The organism is Roseovarius litorisediminis (genome assembly GCF_900172295.1).
Classification (GTDB): Bacteria; Pseudomonadota; Alphaproteobacteria; order Rhodobacterales; family Rhodobacteraceae; genus Roseovarius; species Roseovarius litorisediminis.
On the sequence record NZ_FWFL01000003.1, the window covers coordinates 233,169 to 249,504 of the forward strand.

Annotated in this window: 12 protein-coding genes; 2 read left to right on the forward strand and 10 right to left on the reverse strand. The window is 60.0% G+C overall.

Annotated elements, in window-relative coordinates; genetic code table 11:
- Positions 1 to 3: 3 nt before the first annotated feature.
- The 4 genes from PEL8287_RS07280 to PEL8287_RS19965 all read right to left on the reverse strand — a co-directional run bounded on the left by PEL8287_RS07280 (position 4) and on the right by PEL8287_RS19965 (position 4,775).
- The gene (locus PEL8287_RS07280; protein ID WP_085891955.1) at positions 4 to 1,146 is read right to left on the reverse strand and encodes a site-2 protease family protein; all 1,143 of its coding nucleotides are present in this window, start codon (positions 1,144 to 1,146) and stop codon (positions 4 to 6) included.
- Between the two features lie 107 nt (positions 1,147 to 1,253).
- Complete coding sequence (locus PEL8287_RS07285; protein WP_085891714.1) at positions 1,254 to 2,018, reverse strand: hypothetical protein; 765 nt, start codon at positions 2,016 to 2,018, stop codon at positions 1,254 to 1,256.
- Positions 2,015 to 4,480, reverse strand: coding sequence for a Lon protease family protein (locus PEL8287_RS07290; protein WP_085891715.1), 2,466 nt, complete (start codon positions 4,478 to 4,480; stop codon positions 2,015 to 2,017). The genes PEL8287_RS07285 and PEL8287_RS07290 overlap by 4 nt, the downstream gene beginning before the upstream one ends.
- 154 nt (positions 4,481 to 4,634) lie before the next feature.
- Entirely contained in the window at positions 4,635 to 4,775 is a 141-nt protein-coding gene (locus tag PEL8287_RS19965; protein ID WP_176228579.1) for a hypothetical protein, read from the reverse strand.
- 350 nt (positions 4,776 to 5,125) lie between these two features.
- Here PEL8287_RS19965 and PEL8287_RS07295 point away from each other — a divergent pair, with 350 nt between their 5' ends.
- Positions 5,126 to 7,162, forward strand: coding sequence for a hypothetical protein (locus PEL8287_RS07295; protein ID WP_085891716.1), 2,037 nt, complete (start codon positions 5,126 to 5,128; stop codon positions 7,160 to 7,162).
- A 71-nt stretch (positions 7,163 to 7,233) separates the two neighbouring features.
- Here PEL8287_RS07295 and PEL8287_RS07300 read toward each other — a convergent pair whose 3' ends face one another.
- From PEL8287_RS07300 to PEL8287_RS07310, 4 genes are read right to left on the reverse strand one after another with little or no spacing between them, the layout of a single operon-like run.
- A complete protein-coding gene (locus PEL8287_RS07300) occupies positions 7,234 to 8,175 on the reverse strand; it encodes an ATP-grasp domain-containing protein (RefSeq protein ID WP_176228580.1) in 942 nt (313 codons plus the stop codon).
- The gene (locus PEL8287_RS19970; RefSeq protein WP_176228581.1) at positions 8,172 to 8,888 is read right to left on the reverse strand and encodes a hypothetical protein; all 717 of its coding nucleotides are present in this window, start codon (positions 8,886 to 8,888) and stop codon (positions 8,172 to 8,174) included. The genes PEL8287_RS07300 and PEL8287_RS19970 overlap by 4 nt, the downstream gene beginning before the upstream one ends.
- A gap of 60 nt (positions 8,889 to 8,948) precedes the next feature.
- On the reverse strand, positions 8,949 to 10,892 hold the full coding sequence (locus PEL8287_RS07305; protein WP_217807669.1) for a S8 family serine peptidase: 1,944 nt from the start codon (positions 10,890 to 10,892) through the stop codon (positions 8,949 to 8,951).
- A gap of 30 nt (positions 10,893 to 10,922) precedes the next feature.
- On the reverse strand, positions 10,923 to 11,195 hold the full coding sequence (locus tag PEL8287_RS07310) for a hypothetical protein (RefSeq protein ID WP_176228582.1): 273 nt from the start codon (positions 11,193 to 11,195) through the stop codon (positions 10,923 to 10,925).
- A gap of 292 nt (positions 11,196 to 11,487) precedes the next feature.
- On the opposite strand from PEL8287_RS07310, the gene PEL8287_RS07315 reads away from it, so the two are divergent.
- The gene (locus PEL8287_RS07315; protein WP_085891719.1) at positions 11,488 to 14,214 is read left to right on the forward strand and encodes a trypsin-like peptidase domain-containing protein; all 2,727 of its coding nucleotides are present in this window, start codon (positions 11,488 to 11,490) and stop codon (positions 14,212 to 14,214) included.
- A 310-nt stretch (positions 14,215 to 14,524) separates the two neighbouring features.
- On the opposite strand, the gene PEL8287_RS07320 is transcribed toward PEL8287_RS07315, so the two are convergent.
- A complete protein-coding gene (locus tag PEL8287_RS07320) occupies positions 14,525 to 15,076 on the reverse strand; it encodes an OsmC family protein (protein ID WP_085891720.1) in 552 nt (183 codons plus the stop codon).
- A 13-nt stretch (positions 15,077 to 15,089) separates the two neighbouring features.
- Positions 15,090 to 16,331 (reverse strand): flavin-containing monooxygenase, encoded by a 1,242-nt coding sequence (locus PEL8287_RS07325; RefSeq protein ID WP_085891721.1) that lies wholly within the window; start codon positions 16,329 to 16,331, stop codon positions 15,090 to 15,092.
- Positions 16,332 to 16,336 lie beyond the last annotated feature (5 nt).

The following is a 16,336-nucleotide window of genomic DNA, read 5'->3' on the forward strand; positions in this document are numbered from 1 at the left end:
ACTTCAATGGCTCTTTGTTGGATGGGCAAGTATTTCCGAAAGGTTGAGGTAGGCGGTCAAATCCGCCAGAGTGATTACCCCAAGCAATGCGTGGTTATCTGTCACCAGAAATTTCCGGCGCCCGGTCTTAGCGATAAGCGACATCAACTCTTTGATCGACAGGTCAGATTGCACTTTGGCGGCGCTCTCCAGATTGGTAAAAACATCGTCTACGCGGGTACTGGCCCAGTTTTCCCGGTCGATCCCGCCAAGAACCGTCGTGTCAATGTACCCAAGCAGGACGCGATCCTCGACCACCGGAACAAAGCTGATGCGGTGTTTCAACATGATCAGGTCGACCATGTCGTTCAGTGTCATTTCCGGTCTGACAACAACGGGATCGGTAGTCATCAAGGCCTTAACGGTTTTGCCGTCAAAAGCGGTGTGCATCAATTGCGTCTGATAGCTTGCTCTTGCGGCAAAAAGCACGAAACCGCCAATCAGAATATACCAAAGCCCGGTAACCGCCGCGCCCTGAAACAGCGCGATCAGGCCCAATGCCATCAAAGCATAGGCAAAAACCGCGCCTGATTTTGCCGCCGTTTCGGTGGCGCGCAGCAAGTCGCCACTTCGATGCCAAAGATAGGCGCGCAAGACACGCCCGCCATCAAGCGGAAAGGCCGGGACAAGGTTGAACAGCGCAAGCACCAGATTGATCAGCGAAAGGTAAGACAGCACCTCGATAATCGGCGCAGGTAGCGACGCCATGGCGACAACCCTGGCGAATACCCAGAATCCAAAAGCCAGCGCCAGACTCATCACCGGACCGGCCAGGGCCACCTGAAATTCCACCGCTGCGGTTTGCGGCTCGGCTTCAAGCTCTGCCACGCCGCCAAACAGGAACAGGGTAATGCTTTTGATCTGCACGCCATAGCTTCGGGCCACGACCGAATGGGCCAACTCGTGCAATAGAAGTGAGCCGAAAAAACACAGCATCGCCGCGATCGCCATGACCAGATAGACATCGCTAGTCTGCCCTGGAAGGGCCGCAGGAAAATACTGCCGTGACAGGCTCCAGGTGATCAGCGCGGCAATCAAAAGCCAGCTTGGATCAACCTTGATCTCAAACTTGTTCAGTGTGCATATCCTGACGGCGTTTGTGAACATGGCCACCCCTGATCCCTTCATCCCAGTTTAGCGGGTGAACGCGCCAAAATTTTGATTTTGCTCAAGCGGCAAAGCTTTTGTTTTGACGGCAGGGGGCGGGTATGTGCCTAGCGGCGCTTCGGGCTGGGCGGGATTTGCGTGCTATGCTCAAGCTGATCGCCCGAGGCCGCTGCTCCGAACACAAACAGAGGACAGCGCGCGACCTCGAGCACCTGGCGCAGCTGATCCGGGGTGCGGACCGGCCCGTGCGCGAGGTCAAGCAGGACCGCCTGCACATTCAGGCGGGCAAGGGCCGCCAGTGCGCCGCCGAGGTCGGCAAATGCATGTGACTGGGGCGGGCCATCGGATTGCTCACCGACCGAGAACACCAGGTGGTCGGTTGCCAGGGCCCTGGCCAGCTGATCGGAAAACGCCTCAAGCGCGTCATCCGCCACCGGCGCGGCCCTGAGCGAAATGATCTTGCCCCGCATCGGATGCACGCTTCGGTGCCCGACCACGACGATGTCCCACCCGGCAGAGGCCGTCAGGGATTGCTGCACAAGCTCGCCGATAGAGTGCTCAAAGCTCCAGGCGGCACCGGCAAGCCCGGCAACCTCTGCCAGAGAGCGCTGAAAGGCCTTTGCATCGGCTTCAAGGACGGTGCGAAGCTGTGCCGGGTTTGGGGCGAACACGAGCGTGCCGCTGGCCGAGACAACCCGCTGATTTGGAATCTGACAGATGTTCAGCATGTCCCGGTCTTCGATCAACAGCCCGCCAAAGGCGACATTCCCCCCCTCCGCCAGTCGACCGATGATCTTGAGAGCAGCAGTTGCATCGGCAAAAGACCCGGCGCCGATCAGGATGCGGGTTTCGGCGTGCGGCGGGGCGGTCATGTCATGTCCTCCGGCTTTGGCGGGGCCAGGTCATTCTTGGCAAAGCGCCGACGGTTTTCGGCAAATGCTCTTAACTGCGCCTCCACGAGCGCATTGATGCTGCCCTCGGGGAACGCGCCGTTGCGTTTGCGTTTTCCGGCCTCGCGCCCGGTCAGGGCCTCGATGCCCTCGTCGATGGTCTTGATTGCAATGACCCTGAATTTGCCGGCCCTTGCCGCCTCGACGATATCGTGGCGCAGCATCAGATGCTCGACATTCGCGGCCGGGATCAGAACGCCCTGTTCGCCGGTCAGCCGCCGCGCCTTGCAGGTGTCAAAGAAGCCTTCGATCTTTTCATTGACCCCGCCGATGGCCTGCACCTCGCCGTTCTGGTTGACCGATCCGGTGACCGCCAATCCTTGCCGGATCGGTACGCCGGACAGGGCAGAGAGAAGCGCATAAAGCTCGGCAGACGAGGCGCTGTCGCCATCGACGCCGCCATAGCTTTGTTCAAACACCAGACTGGCATGCAAGGACATCGGCACGTCGCGCGCATAGCGAGAGGACAGAAAACCGCCAAGGATCAGCACGCCCTTTGAATGCAGCGGACCACCAAGTTCGACCTCGCGCTCGATGTCGATCACCTTGCCGGCGCCCATCCTGACACGCGCCGTGATACGCGAGGGGCGGCCAAAGTAATGCTGGCCGGTGCCGACGACCGAGAGGCCGTTGACCTGGCCGACCACCGATCCAGCGGTGTCGATCAGAATGGTCTTGCGCGTGACGGCCTCTTGCAGGCGTTCCTGAATGCGCGATGCGCGTCTGTCGGCCTGCGTGATGGCCTCTGCGATATCTGCGTCGGTGATCAAGTCCTTGCCCGCTTGCCCGGCATAGTGATCCGCCTCGCGCATCACGTCCTTCAGCGCGCCAAGTTGCAGCGTGAATTTCTTGCTGTCATCGGCCAGCCGCACCGCCTGATCCAGTAGCGCCGCAACCGCCGCCGCGCTCATCGGGTGCAGGTTTTCCTGCTGGGCATAGCCCGCGACGACCCGCGCCATAAGGCTGGTATTCTTGGCCGTTCTGGGAAGGTCATCCTCAAAATCGGCCTGTAGTTTGAACAGCTCATTGAATTCCGGATCAAGTAGGCAAAGCAGCATGTGCAGGCGCCGGTCGCCGATCAGAACCACGCGCAGGTTGAGCGGGATCGGATCCGGCTCAAGTGAGACCGTCGACACAAGGCCAAGCCGGTCACCGAGCGAGGTGATGGAAATCGACTGGCTTTGCAGGCTGCGCTTGAGCGCCTCCCAGGCGTAGGGCTCGGACAAGAGGCGCACGGCGTCAAGCACGAGAAAGCCGCCATTCGCCCGATGAAGCGCGCCGGGCTTGATCAGGGTGAAATTGGTCACCAGCGTGCCCATTTCCGAAATATGCTCGATCCGGCCGGTCAGGTGATGCAGGGTTGGCAAGTCTTCGCTGACAACCGGCGCGGCGACGTCCTTGGAGACCTCATGCGACACCATAATGTTCACGGCGTATCTGTCAAACTGTGGCTCAAGGTGGAATTTCCGGATCACTTCGGGGAAAGGGCCGTTGTTCGTCCCTTCCTTTGAGACAAGAAACAACTCGGCGTTCGAGATCATGTCCTGACGGACTTTCTCCAGGTAAATGCCGACCTCGGCAACTTTCTTGAACTGGTCCGCGACCTCCTTGACCCGAAGCGACACGACGCGCTCTGCCAGCCCGGCGTGCAACTCTTCGATCCGCTGGCGGTATTCCTTTTCAAGTTGCGGCCCATGGCGAAGCACCTTGGCGAGCTGATCTTGCAGCCGTTCCACCTTGGCGTCGATTTCTCTGCGTTTCTCGGGGGCAAGCGCCTCGTAAACCTCGGGCTTGATCGGTTTGCCATCAATGATTGCGGCCAGCATGAACCCCATCGGCGTGCGCAAGAGCGCGACACCCTCTTTCGCGGCACGCTCGGCAAATTCGGCGATCGGCTCTTCGTGTCTTTGACCGAATTCCTCTTCGGTGGCGCGGCGTTGGGTCTGATATTCCTCTGACTCGAACAGAGCCGGAATCTCGTTGGCCAGATCATCGACCAGATCCTGCATGGCGGATCTCAAAAGAGACGCAGAGCCCGCCGCAAGCTGCATGGCGTTGGGTTTGTGTGGCGCATCGAAATTGTTGACATACACCCAATCCGAGGGGGCCGGGCGGTCAGCGGCCTGTTCGGAAATCAACTTGGACACGGTTTCGTGACGTCCCATGCCCATGCGCCCAAGAACGTAGATGTTGAAGTCCTTGTGGGTGATGCTGGCCGCAAGGTTGATGGCGTCGATTGCGCGGTCCTGCCCGATCATGGTGTGGGTCGAGCGAAGGTCGGCGGTGGTTTCAAACCCAAGGTCCGCCGGGTCGCATTCCATGCGCAGCACCTTGGGCGCCAGCCCTGTCGGGAGCGATTCTGCCTTGGATTTCTTTTTTGTCATTTTGAGGGCCTCTGATGTCAGGCGTCTTTTGCCCCGGTGAAGGGGTGCGATTTGAGGGGCTTGCACTCTGCCGCGCGATCTTCTTTGTGGCACGGATTGCGCGTCAGGCCTTTGATGTTGATCAATCAGGTCGGATTGCGATTTTGGCGGTCTCTCAATCGGTGACCGGCTCTGAGGTCGCGACGACAGAGTCCAGAAAAACGGCATCAGCAAAACGGCCTGCCTTTTGCTGACCGCCAAAACCGTAGATGTGGCCGTTTGGCCCGGCCACGGCGGCGAACTGGCGACGCGGCATGGGGCTGGACGACCGGGTTTGCCGTGTGTCCGCTGCGGGGTTTTAGGCCGCGACCGTTGCTAGGGGCGCATGCGTCGATTGAGATTACAGCATCGGGTTTAAAGCGCCTCACCTTGAACGTCGCTAAGGTGATTATTGTCCATCTGTAAGTTTGACGGTCCGCAGACAAGGATGCGCAGTTTGACGGCTTCTAAAAGGGCGGAACATCAGACGGGCAAAGCTTCACGTGCAGCTGTTTTGCAGCGGCAATACCTCAAATAAACAACTCTTAATTGATTGTTATCAATTCAGGGTAGAAATTTTCGCATACCCTAGTCGGTCTTAGAGAATATTTATTGGAGGAACTCGCAATGTCGATGATTGTTCAATACGTCTCACAGTACAGTTGCCGATTAAGGCCGGTGTTGGCCGCAGCCTTCGGAGGGCTTTTCCTGGTGGCCGCCGGTTTGCCCGAGAGCGCCCTGGCGCAGGACAATCCGTGCAGTGGCCTGTTGTTTTCCACGTCCGAGGATTTTCTGACCAGAGGCCCCAAACCCGCAGATGGCAATCCCATCATATCGGACGGCGACCTTCTGGCCTGGGATGTTTCAGCCGGTGCGCGGATATGTCGGCGCAATGCCGATCTTATCCGTCAGTTCGATATCTCGCGCGTGGACCTTGGCCTTGATGCGGTCGCGTCGGTCGATGAAAAGCGCGAGTTGATTGCCTTTTCCACCGAACTCGACAGCCCCAATGGCGATCAGTTCACCGCGGGCGATCTGTTGTTCACCAACGGCGGGGTCATTCCCAACGCGGCTCTGCTGGCGCGCTTCAGGCTGCCGCGCTCACTGGATCTTGGCCTTGATGCGGTGACTCTTGTCGGCAAGGAAGACCGGTTGCGCCGCCTTGCAGAGCTGGCCCGCAGTGGGCGGCTGCGGGATAATCCCGATCAGCTTGCGGGGATTTTGAAGGAACTGGATGTCGATATCTGGTTTTCAACCGAAGGGACGCCACCGGAAATCGGAAAGCCGATGTTTCTGGATGGCGATCTGCTGTCGGCGCGTGACGGTGTGATTGTGCGCTCGAACGCCTCGCTCTTGCCGGCCCTTCCTGCGGGTATTCCGGTGCGCGGCGCCGATTACGGGCTTGATGCCTTTACCCCGGCACTTGATCCGATCGAAAACGTTCCGGTCGAATTGATGTCGACCGAGATCGTTGGCTTCGGGCGCACGCCGTTCACTGATGGCGATGTGCTTCAGCCCGGGCCGTCGATCTGGCTTAAGGCGGGGGACCTGCTGAAAACGCTGGAACCGGCAACCCGCGATCTTGGGCTTGATGCCCTGCATGACACCATGGGCGACGTGGTGCAATGCGCGCCCCCGTCGATCACCTTTATCAGCAACGTCGAGGTCGGCGTGATCGACCCGACGACCGGCCTTGCCGATTTTGCGGGCGTCACGCAGCGGCCCTTCGCCAACGATATCCGCATTCAGGGCTCGATGCCCGAAGTGGTGAATTGCCCGGAGCTTGCCAAATACGAATACCGTGTAGAGATCGATCAGGGCGCGGGGTTTCCGACCTTTGCCGATCCCGGTGTCGTGCATCCGGCCAGCGACAACTGGCGCCGGATGGTGCGGCCTACTCCCGCGTCGCCCTGTCCGATTTCGCGCAATGATGTCTATGACAGCGATTCGCTTGGCTGGTTCGCGGTGACGGATTACCGCCGCTTCGACGGCTGCGGTGATCCGCCGAGCCTGGCGGTCTGGGACTCGACCACCGGGGCGAGCAATGCCCTGGTTCGGGTTCGCCTGGTGATGCGTGAAATCGGCGCCACGACCCCCACTTACGTGAGCGCCGCGGTGCGCGTTCAGATCGACAATGACCGCATCAGCCTGCCGGACAACCTGTTGCAGACCTCGTCGGGCACTGGCGATATGTGGTTTGACATCTACCGCGCCTCTGCGACCTCGCCGCTTGGCGATCAATGCAAGGTCGAAGGCGAAGGCAAGCCTGTGGTGCTTGATATGAAGGGCCGGATCAATGACGATCACTTCTGGAAATATGATCTGCGCTGGTCGGGTGGATTTGTGGTTGGTGCCCATATGATCACCACGGCCGCCGACCAACCCGAATTCGATGACGGGCGGGCCGATCTTGACGGCACGGGCACACAGCCGCCGAATTCAATCCTTGTGCCGCTCAAGACCGGGTTCGATCTGACGGCGGCCTATGCATCGGTTGCAGCGGCGCAAAGCGTTCCGACCGACCTGCCGGATGTGTGCGGTTTCACGGTGCATTTCCGGGCCTGGGATCGGGCGATCCAGCTCAACTTTTCCCCTGCCGCGAATTACTTTAGCCCCATCAGTCGGCACACGACGATGTGGCGCTCGTTCTGCGTCTCTCGCTAAGGCGGAGCAGGATGCGAACGGCCCCCGTTCATAAATGGAACGGGGGCCGTTTTTCGTGGGCGTTTGGTCGATCAGCCCGCCAGATACCGCGCGATCGCGGTTGAAATCGGCTGGCCGGTATTGGCCTCGTAATAGGAATAGGCCGGGCTTGGGTTGACCTCGAAACACACCCAATCCCCGCTCGGCGTTTCGCGCAGATCAATGCCCGCCAGCGGCAATTCAAGCATCTGCGACAGGGCAACGGCCCGCTTCGCCACCTCGGACGGCAGATCGAAAGCCTCAAGCTCGGTAGAGCCGCCTTCGTCGCGGCTGGCATAGCGGTAATCGACGCCCGTGGTGGTGATGCGCGTGGCAAAGACCTCGCTCCCGACCACATGCACCCGCACATCGCGGCCCTCGACGCGCTCCTGAAACTGCACCGGGCAGATGCGCAAACGGTCAAGCCGGGCCAGATCATCGGCCGTTACGCTGCGCACGATCGAGCGCACCGCACTGGCGGATTTAAAGATCACCTCACGGCCCTGCGCCCCGGCCTCTTCTACAAATTCGCGGGCGCGCTCCGGGGCATTGGTGATCAGGGTGCGTGGAATGCCAAAGCCGGCGCGGGCAATGATCTGTGCCTGAAACGGCTTGGAATTATTGGTACCCATCCCCGGTGTCCGGTTCAGAACCCTGCCGGTGCAGAGGTCGGAAAACACCGTGAAAAGCGTCACGAAACTCGAAAACCGCTGCCGTGTCGGATCGTCGGGGGGCAGCTTGCACAGCTCGGGAAAGCTTTCGTCGGAATGCAGTCGCTGATAAAGGCCGGTGACCTCTTCAAGGGCGATATCGTCTTGTCCCGCACAGCGCAGATTGCCCTGCAAGACGCCCTGCGCAGCCGCCGGATCAAAGGCCAGATGCAGATCGGCGTGGCGGCGTTGGTCAATCATGCGAAAGGCAATGCCGAGATCATCCAGCGCGGTCGCGACGCGGGCAAGGGGCGGCTCATCGGGCAGTCCAGCCAACACGATCATGGCGCGCCCTCCTGAAATATCTGCGCCACCTGTGCCAAAAGGCCGGGCTCTGCGCGGCTCAAGTCGGGGACTGGCGAGGCAAGCGAAAACACCGCGCCCTCCGGTCCCTGGCCGAACATCACCTCTAGCATGTCGAAGCCGACATAGCGCGCCAGATCGCAGCAGGCCCCGAACAGATCGGGTGGCACGGTTGGGCTGTGGCATTGGTCCCTGCAGACGATCACCGAGTGCACCGGGACGGGCGGCACCGGATCAGGCAGGTCAACGTCATAGAGCATCGGCGCCGTCGGCAGGCCTGCGGCGGCGGCGTGTTGGTGCCAGATCGCGGGATGAAACAGCGGCCCGGTTACGGAAATCGCCGTTGGCCGGTTGATGACGGGGCAGGGCAGTGCACTTATCCAGCTTGACCAGATCGCCAGCAATTCCTGCTGAATATAGGCGCGGTCCGTTGCGCTGACCCGTGCCAGATGCGCGTCGGGCAGAAACTCCAGCCGGTTGACCACGCCGGTGATCGAGCTGCTGTCGAGCATACCGTGGGATTTCAGCGTCACACTGCTAAAGGTGTCAATGCCGTCCAGCCGATGCTCCATATCTGGCGCATAGACCAATTCCTGCGGGGTGATGATCTGTGCGGCAATACCGTGATCATGCCGCAAACTCGCGACAAACCAACGCGCCGATATATCGTCGGGAGAGCATAGAAATACAATCATATCAATGGCTTTCACCAGAAAGAAGGGCCCCGCCGCGGATGCGGCGGGGCCGGGCCGGGATCAGAAGGTTTCGGTGTCCTTGCTGTCCTTTTCATCCTTGGCCATTTGCGCCGCAAGTTCGGGGTCATCGTACTCGCCCGCATAATCCTGCGCGCCCTGCGCCAGATCTGGGCGCAGTTCCGAGGTGATGAAATGGGTCAGGTCACTGACCATCGCCTCAAGCGAGGCAATCCGGGTCTCGATGTCACTACCGCCCGGTGTCAGGCCGCCTTCACGTTGCTTCTCGGCCTGCTTCTCGATCTGTTTTTCAACCTGTTTTTCGGCCCGTTTCTCAAGCTGCTTGTCAAAGCGCTTTTCAAGGGCCTTTTCAAAGCGATCCTTGTCCTTCTCCTTGAATTCCTTGATCTCCTTGTTGTCCTTGCCCTCCTTGAATTCCTTCTCCTTGAACTCCTTGCGATCCTTTTCCTTCAGCTCCTTGATGAACTCCTTGCGCTCTTTGACCTTTTCGATCTCTTTCACCGTTTCCTTGGTGATTTCCTTGGCCTTGATGACCGGACCAAATGCACAACGATGCAGCGCCTTGAGATCGGGCCGGTTGCCGATGCGCTGTGTGCGCGGGCGCCCCGGTCCGTCTGTTTGCGCGGCCCCTGTCGTGCGCAGGCAGTGACGCACCTTGGCCGGGCTTAGAACCGCCGTGCCGCGGGCGCGGGCCATGCCCTGCAAGGAGCCGATGGCCCCCACCACGATGGGCGAGGCAGAGGATGTTCCCGAGAAGGTATCGGTGTACCAGACGTCTTCGCTCCCGCCCTGAAGCCCGCCGTAACCGCAGGTCGTGACCTCGCGACCCCAGCCCTGGGCATCAATCAGCGCGCCGTAGTTCGAGAAATCCAGCCGCGAGCGATCCGGCCCGTGGTTGCGCCCATGGGTGCCGGGAGGCGGCGCGCCGGCCCCGACGACAATCGCCCCGGAATCGCGGTTCGAGCGGCGGAACGGATTGGTCCAACTGCCGGGAAATCCGGCGGGGCGCGCCTGATAGAGGTTGTCATCAAGGTTCTCGGCGCCGTTGCCGGCGGCCTCGACCACGATGATCCCGCGCCGGGTTGCGGCGAGGATGGCGGCGAAATCGTCTTCCCACCATTCAATCGCGATATATCCCTTCTGGTCGCCGCGCGACTGAAAGTTGTGGCGCGGTCCCGGACGGTGCAGTTCCAGCAGCATCACATCCCCGCGCCGAAGCCGCGCTGTGGCATGGCGGATCGCCCCGGCCGAGCCCATGCCGCCAAAGATCGACACCGCCGATGCCGTGGCATGATCGCAGATGCCCGAGATGCCAAAGCTGTTGTGATCGCCGGAAAACTCGCCAAGCACCGCCGTGCCGTGGTTGCGCCAGCCGATATTGGTGGACTGGGTGCCGCCGACCACGCCGCCCTGCATCTGGCGCAGGTCCTCGTGCGTAAAGCGCCAGGCGCCTTCGATGTCGATGATGCGCACGTTTTGCCCGCGCCCGCCGCCGCGCGCCCAGGCCCATCTTGCATCCACGCCTGTGGGCGAGGGATCGAGGTAACCCTGACGCGACACGTAATTCGGTGTCACGGGGGGCTCGTCCAGGCCCGGTGCCGGGCCGTCATCCAGCATCACGGGGGGCTCTGCGCCGGGTTTGACATAGGCGGCCTCGACCTGGCTCAGCTTGGCCAGGGCCTCGGCGGCTTCCTCGGCTTTGGCGTCGTCGACATCAAGCCTGTAGAAGCGGTTCAGCTCTGGCATGGGGGCGTCGCCCTCGGCGGATTCCTCCATCATTTCAAGCTCGACACGTTCTTCGGTGCTGCCAAACATCGGCAACATGCTGGCCTTGTATTTCTTCAGCACCTTTTCAAGGTCTGTGACCGGCTCTGCCGTGGTGGTTTCAAATCGCCCGGCAGAAGACCGCAGGCCCGCGTCAGGCTGCATCACAACGATGGTTTCGCGCGGGGATGCCGGCGCGGTGTTCAATGTGTCGTCAGTCATGTCTTGAACTCCTCCTTGGTTGAAAATGACCTAGGGGAGGGCGTCAGCTGGCTTTCTGTAACTGGTGTCAACGAACGCCTTGCCCAGAAGATCCGCAATCAGCGCGTCTGCCTGATCCACATCAGAGGTCAGAACAACCGCAAACCGAAGGGTTTCAGCGTCGGTATTTACAGGGGGCTGCACAGTCAAATTCTGTGTGGCTGCCCAATCTTTCAGCATTGCAAAGGCATGAGCCATCGACTCTGAGCCGGACGGGTCCGGTACTGGCTTTAAAATTACTGTAACTAAAACGGGCTCAGGCAACTGAAATTCTCCTGTCAGACGCATGGTGATCGCCCTTAAAGGGTATTTCCATTTCACTCCCGGCCTTTGATAAATATCAGGTCAGTCCCCAATTTTCGACGTATGCTCTATTGAACCGGCAAGAATTGGCCGATCACCCTGCGGTTGACCCATCGTTCGGGAATTTGCGGTTTTTTATGGTTAGATCGGTGTCAGTCCCAATTTGTTATTTCCGGGACACAAGTATTAAGGTTTTTTCTAACCGGTTTTTGCCCGGTTTTTCGGGCCTCACTCATAGACCCAGAGGTGCCTTATGACACAGCAAATCACACTGTCTGAGCTTAAAGCCAAAATTCGCGATATCGACACCCCGGATGAAGAAATTGCCGCCTACCTTCTGGAAGCTTCGGAGGTTTCTGACGCCTTCGCCCCGCAGGTCCGGATCAACCCGGAACTTGTGGATGACGAGGGCGTTGAAGCCGATGTCGCCATGCGATTTTTCAACGCCATGTCCAAACGGCGGCGTCAGAAAAGGTATCAGCGGAAAATCGAGAGCGGCTGGACCGGGCTTCGCATCGTGTCCGAAGGCGATAGCTGGTTTCAATATCCTTTCCTGCTGCGCGATGTGATTGACCAGCTGTTCGACGATTACGCGATCTACAGCCTCGGGGCGGCTGGTGATCTGGTACAGGACATGCTGGATCAGGACGAGATATTGCAGGCGGTGCGCCAGCAAAAGCCGCATGTGTTTCTGATCAGCGGCGGCGGGAATGACCTTTTGGGCGATGGCATGCTGAAGACCGCTGTTCATCCGTTCAAGGCCGGCAGACCAGCCAAGGACTATCCCAACGCCACTTTCGGCAAGCGCCTGAAGGATATCATCGGCGTCTATCGCTCGATCTTTACCGCGCTGCTGGCCGAATTTCCGGGGCTGAAAATTCTCTGCCACGGCTATGATTACGCCCGACCCGACAACGCCCGCTGGCTGGGCAAGCCGATGGCCAGCCTTGGCATCAAGGACAAGGCGCTACAGACGCGGATCGTGGCCGAGATGATCAACCGCTTTAACGCCGCACTGGTGACGCTGGCGTCAGAGTTTCCTGGCTCGGTCGTGCGCGTCAGTTGTTTGAATGCGGTGGGCGACAACTGGCACGACGAGTTGCACCCCAACAACAAAGGTTATGCTGACGCCGCCGACAAGTTCCGCTCGGTGATTGCCTCGATGTTCGGGTCGGTCACCGAATTCGAGGCCACCGCCCCACTGTCACCGGGCAAAGAGGCGATGATCGATGCGCAGGATCTTGAGCCGCAGGCCTTTCGCGAATTGGTCGATACCCGAGGGCGCGAATTGCTGGAAACGCCTTTGCCGCCGACCGAAGACGAAGGCCGGCGCAAGGAAATCGAACAGGACATCTCGCAGCACTTCGAAAAAATCTCGGGCGGGGCCGATTTCCTGCCGGCCAGCTTCCTTTATCGCGGGGCGGATGCGGCGGCCTCGGTCTGTCGGGTCAACCTGCCGGGCGGGTCGGGCACAGGGTTTCTGATCGGAACCAGCAAGTTCATCATGACCAACAACCACGTCATCGCCGACAAGGAAGAGGCCCGCGAAGCGATCGCCGAATTCCGCTTTGAAGAAGGCGGCGCCAGCCTGATGGTCAATCTTGACCCGGACCGGTTTTTCGTGACCTCCAAGGAGCTGGACTTTACCATCGTCGGCTGTGACGATCCCGTGCTGGACGAGTTTGATCCGATCCCGCTGCTGCGCAACCCGTCGACGGTGACGCGCGGCGAAAAGGTCAATATCGTACAGCACCCGCGCGGCCGCCCGAAAGAGGTGGCGCTTCACAACAATGACGTGTTGCGGGTCAAGGACAAGGTCGTCTGGTATGAAACCGATACCGAGCCGGGATCGTCCGGCAGCCCGGTGTTCAACAACGCCTGGGATCTGGTGGCCCTGCACCACGCCGGGTGGATCGAAAACGGCGTGACCACCAATGAAGGCGTGCGGATCGCAGCAATCGTGTCGCATCTTGTGGCTCGCCAGCACAGCGAGGCAGCCGGCTCACCGGGGTTGGTGCAGCTGCTCTCGACCATCCCCGATAGCTCTCCGCATTTGGGATTCTTCGATATCGCGGGCATCACCGGGGCCAGTACGCAGGAAGTCGAAGTGCCCGAATACAGGGGCTCGCTTGAATTCGCCGATATCGGGTTCTGGAACATCGAACACTTCAACGATGCCATTTCCGACATGCGGGTGAATGCGGTTGCCGGTGTGCTGGGTCACCTGTCGCTTGACGCCATGGGCCTTGTCGAGGTGCAAAAAGACGCGATGGATCGCCTGATTGCATCGCTTCAGGCCCTCGGGCAGAGCTATGACTACAAGTACCTCAACGTCAGAGGGAGCCAGGATCTTGCCGTTCTTTATGACAGCAAGACCACCGAGGTGAACATTTCCGCCAAGATCATGAACCGCCACAAATCGGCCTGGGCCGCGACAACCGGAACCGGGCGCACTGCCTTTCCGCGACGCCCGTTGATCGCCAACGTCAAGGTCGCGCCCAACACCAAGAGCGGCGAGCCGGTGGAATTCATCATGATCCTGCTGCATCTCAAGGCCTTTGGCGATCCGCAAAGCAAGGCCCGCCGCCGTCTTGCCGCAGAAATCCTGACCGAGGTGATTGCCGATATCCGTGACACCGAAAAGCTGCCTGTGGTGCTTGGCGGCGATCTTAACGAGACCCTGAACAATGACGTGCTCAGCCCTCTGACCGATGCGCCTGATCTGTTCACGCTGACCACCGATGATGCCGCCGACAACGCCCTTTCTTATGTGGGGGCGCGCTATCGGTCCTTGATTGATCACATCGTGGTCAGCAATGACGTGCGCATGTCACCCATCAGCGGCGATGACGCAGCCATCGTGCGGCTTGATAAAACGGTGACGGATTTCACGCGCGATGTCTCGGATCACGTGCCGCTTGTCATCCGTATGGTAAGCCGCGACGCCCCATTACAGATCGGCGATGCTGGCAAGGCGTGAAATCAGAGGTCTGGTTCTGTCAATGAGCTTTTGAAACTGACCCGGTTTCAGCACCAATCACGGGCTGCCGGTTGGCATCACGCCCGTGATTGGTGCTGTTAGGCTTATGTGCCGCGGATTCCGACCTGACATTCTTAGCCTTTGATCCGCAGGATTGCGGGCAACGCGCAAGCCAGAAATCGTCAGCGCGCTAAAGGCGAAAGACGCCCCGAACGTGAAACCAGTTTCAAACAGGATGGTCCAATAGCGGGGCGAGTGGTTGCAATCCTTTGTATGAGGCGCTCGATCCAATGCCATCATCTAAAAAGGGTCACCCCTCGGGCGTGATTTGCTCCAGCGTGGTCGCGACCATCTGTTTGTCGCGAAGCGCAAGGTACCAGGGATCGCGCGCAAGCGCGGTATCCACGATGTTGGCCACGACGCCGTGCTCTTCGTCGCTGTCAATCACGATGGAGATATCGGTCTGGAGTGGTGCGGCCGACATGCCGCCGATGCCGAACAGCGCCAGATCGTGCATATCGGTTTCGACAGTTACCTCGACCGTTTTGAACACTTTGCCTTTGTTGGCGGCATGCATCTTGACGGCCATGGCAACACAGCTGGCAATTGCGGCTCTTGCGTAGAAGCTTGGAGACGGCCCGTGGGCATCGCCTCCCATACCGCGTCCGAGGTCGGAGACCAGCGTGAAGTTGCCCTGCCGGATGTTGCAGGCAAGGCCATCCTGGATTATTCCGGTTGTGGAAGTGATGCTGCGGGCGAGGTCGGGGTCCGCTTTCATCCGATCCACAGCCTTGGCCTGCGCCGTTCGAATGCGGATGTCGCGGTCGGTGTCTTCAGTATTGGCAGGCATCAGATTTTCCATCAGTTTCACTCCTTTAAGCCGCGATTGTCTGGCGGCAACTGTCTACAAGATGAGTCGTGAGGTCACGGGCATCGTCGCCCGCACCGTCGATAAAGGTGGATTTGCGGCGGCGCAGGAACGGCAGCCCCATAACGTAGAGGCCCCGGCAGACCACACCGCCCTGATGCTGGATGTGCCCCTTGCGGTCGAAGACCGGGAGATCGATCCAGCTGTGGTCGGGGCGGAAACCCGTTGCCCAGACAACGGCGCCAAATCCTTCGCGGACGAGATCGATTGACAGGCGCGGGGCCGTCGGAATGCGTGTACGTGGCAACTTGTAGGACGGGTCCACGAAAGGCTGCAGTCCGGCTTCGGTCGCCCAAGTGTCGAATCCGTTCAACAGGCGATCCATTTTCAGATCCGCCGCTGCACAGACGTTGGACAGGGAGCCCGAGAACAAAGCAGCGCCATCGCGGATGGCGACCATGCGGCCGACCAGTTCGATGCCGATGTCCTGAAGCGCATTCAGGTCCAGCGGGTTGCCTCTGGCTTCACCGGTCAATTGCAGTGACGGCAGGCGGCGCTGACGGTCGAGATCTTCGACCTGATCAAAGCGTTCGCTCCAGCGGCCGGTGATTTTCATCCAGGTCAGGATGTCGGCGTCGCGAAAAATTCGCGGCACGCGCACATGTTCTCCGACGGCCAGCGTTACCTCGCGCCCGCTTGATTGAATCTCGCGGGCAATCTGCGTGCCCGAGGCAGATGCCCCGACCACTAGGATCTTCCCCGGTGGCAGATCGCCCGGACGCTTGTAATCCAGCGGTGTAAATTGAGCGATATCGCCGGGCAGGTCGGCGGCGAAACCCGGGCGGCTGGCGAGGGTTGCGGCGCCGGTGGCCACAACGACACACTCGCAATCGATGGCGCCTTGGTCGGTCTGAACTCGGTAGCCTTTCAAGAACGGCGCGATCCGCAGGACCGAGGTTTCGGTCATCACCGGCGCATTCGTTGCGCGGGCATAGTTTTTGAAACGGATGATCAGTTCGGCAACGGACATATAGCCATCGCGGTCGTGGCCAGCGTACATGGCCCCTGGCAGGCCATTCATCCAGTTCGGAGTCAGCAGGCGCAGGCTTTCCCAGCGTTCAGTGCGCCAGCTGTTGGCGACCTTGCCGCGCTCGAGGATCACGTGATCCACGCCGCGCGCGGCAAGCTCTCGGCTCATGGCGAGCCCGGACTGGCCGGCGCCGACAATGACGGTCGTTGTTCTTTTCATGACCC

Excerpts from the sequence above, each read along its gene's own strand:
- PEL8287_RS07320 (WP_085891720.1), bottom strand. The coding sequence starts at position 15,076 with ATGGAAAATCTGATGCCTGCCAATACTGAAGACACCGACCGCGACATC.
- PEL8287_RS19970 (WP_176228581.1), bottom strand. The coding sequence starts at position 8,888 with ATGATTGTATTTCTATGCTCTCCCGACGATATATCGGCGCGTTGGTTT.
- PEL8287_RS19965 (WP_176228579.1), bottom strand. The coding sequence starts at position 4,775 with ATGCCGCGTCGCCAGTTCGCCGCCGTGGCCGGGCCAAACGGCCACATC.
- PEL8287_RS07285 (WP_085891714.1), bottom strand. The coding sequence starts at position 2,018 with ATGACCGCCCCGCCGCACGCCGAAACCCGCATCCTGATCGGCGCCGGG.
- PEL8287_RS07305 (WP_217807669.1), bottom strand. The coding sequence starts at position 10,892 with ATGACTGACGACACATTGAACACCGCGCCGGCATCCCCGCGCGAAACC.
- PEL8287_RS07280 (WP_085891955.1), bottom strand. The coding sequence starts at position 1,146 with ATGTTCACAAACGCCGTCAGGATATGCACACTGAACAAGTTTGAGATC.
- PEL8287_RS07300 (WP_176228580.1), bottom strand. The coding sequence starts at position 8,175 with ATGATCGTGTTGGCTGGACTGCCCGATGAGCCGCCCCTTGCCCGCGTC.
- PEL8287_RS07315 (WP_085891719.1), top strand. The coding sequence starts at position 11,488 with ATGACACAGCAAATCACACTGTCTGAGCTTAAAGCCAAAATTCGCGAT.
- PEL8287_RS07325 (WP_085891721.1), bottom strand. The coding sequence starts at position 16,331 with ATGAAAAGAACAACGACCGTCATTGTCGGCGCCGGCCAGTCCGGGCTC.
- PEL8287_RS07295 (WP_085891716.1), top strand. The coding sequence starts at position 5,126 with ATGTCGATGATTGTTCAATACGTCTCACAGTACAGTTGCCGATTAAGG.
- PEL8287_RS07290 (WP_085891715.1), bottom strand. The coding sequence starts at position 4,480 with ATGACAAAAAAGAAATCCAAGGCAGAATCGCTCCCGACAGGGCTGGCG.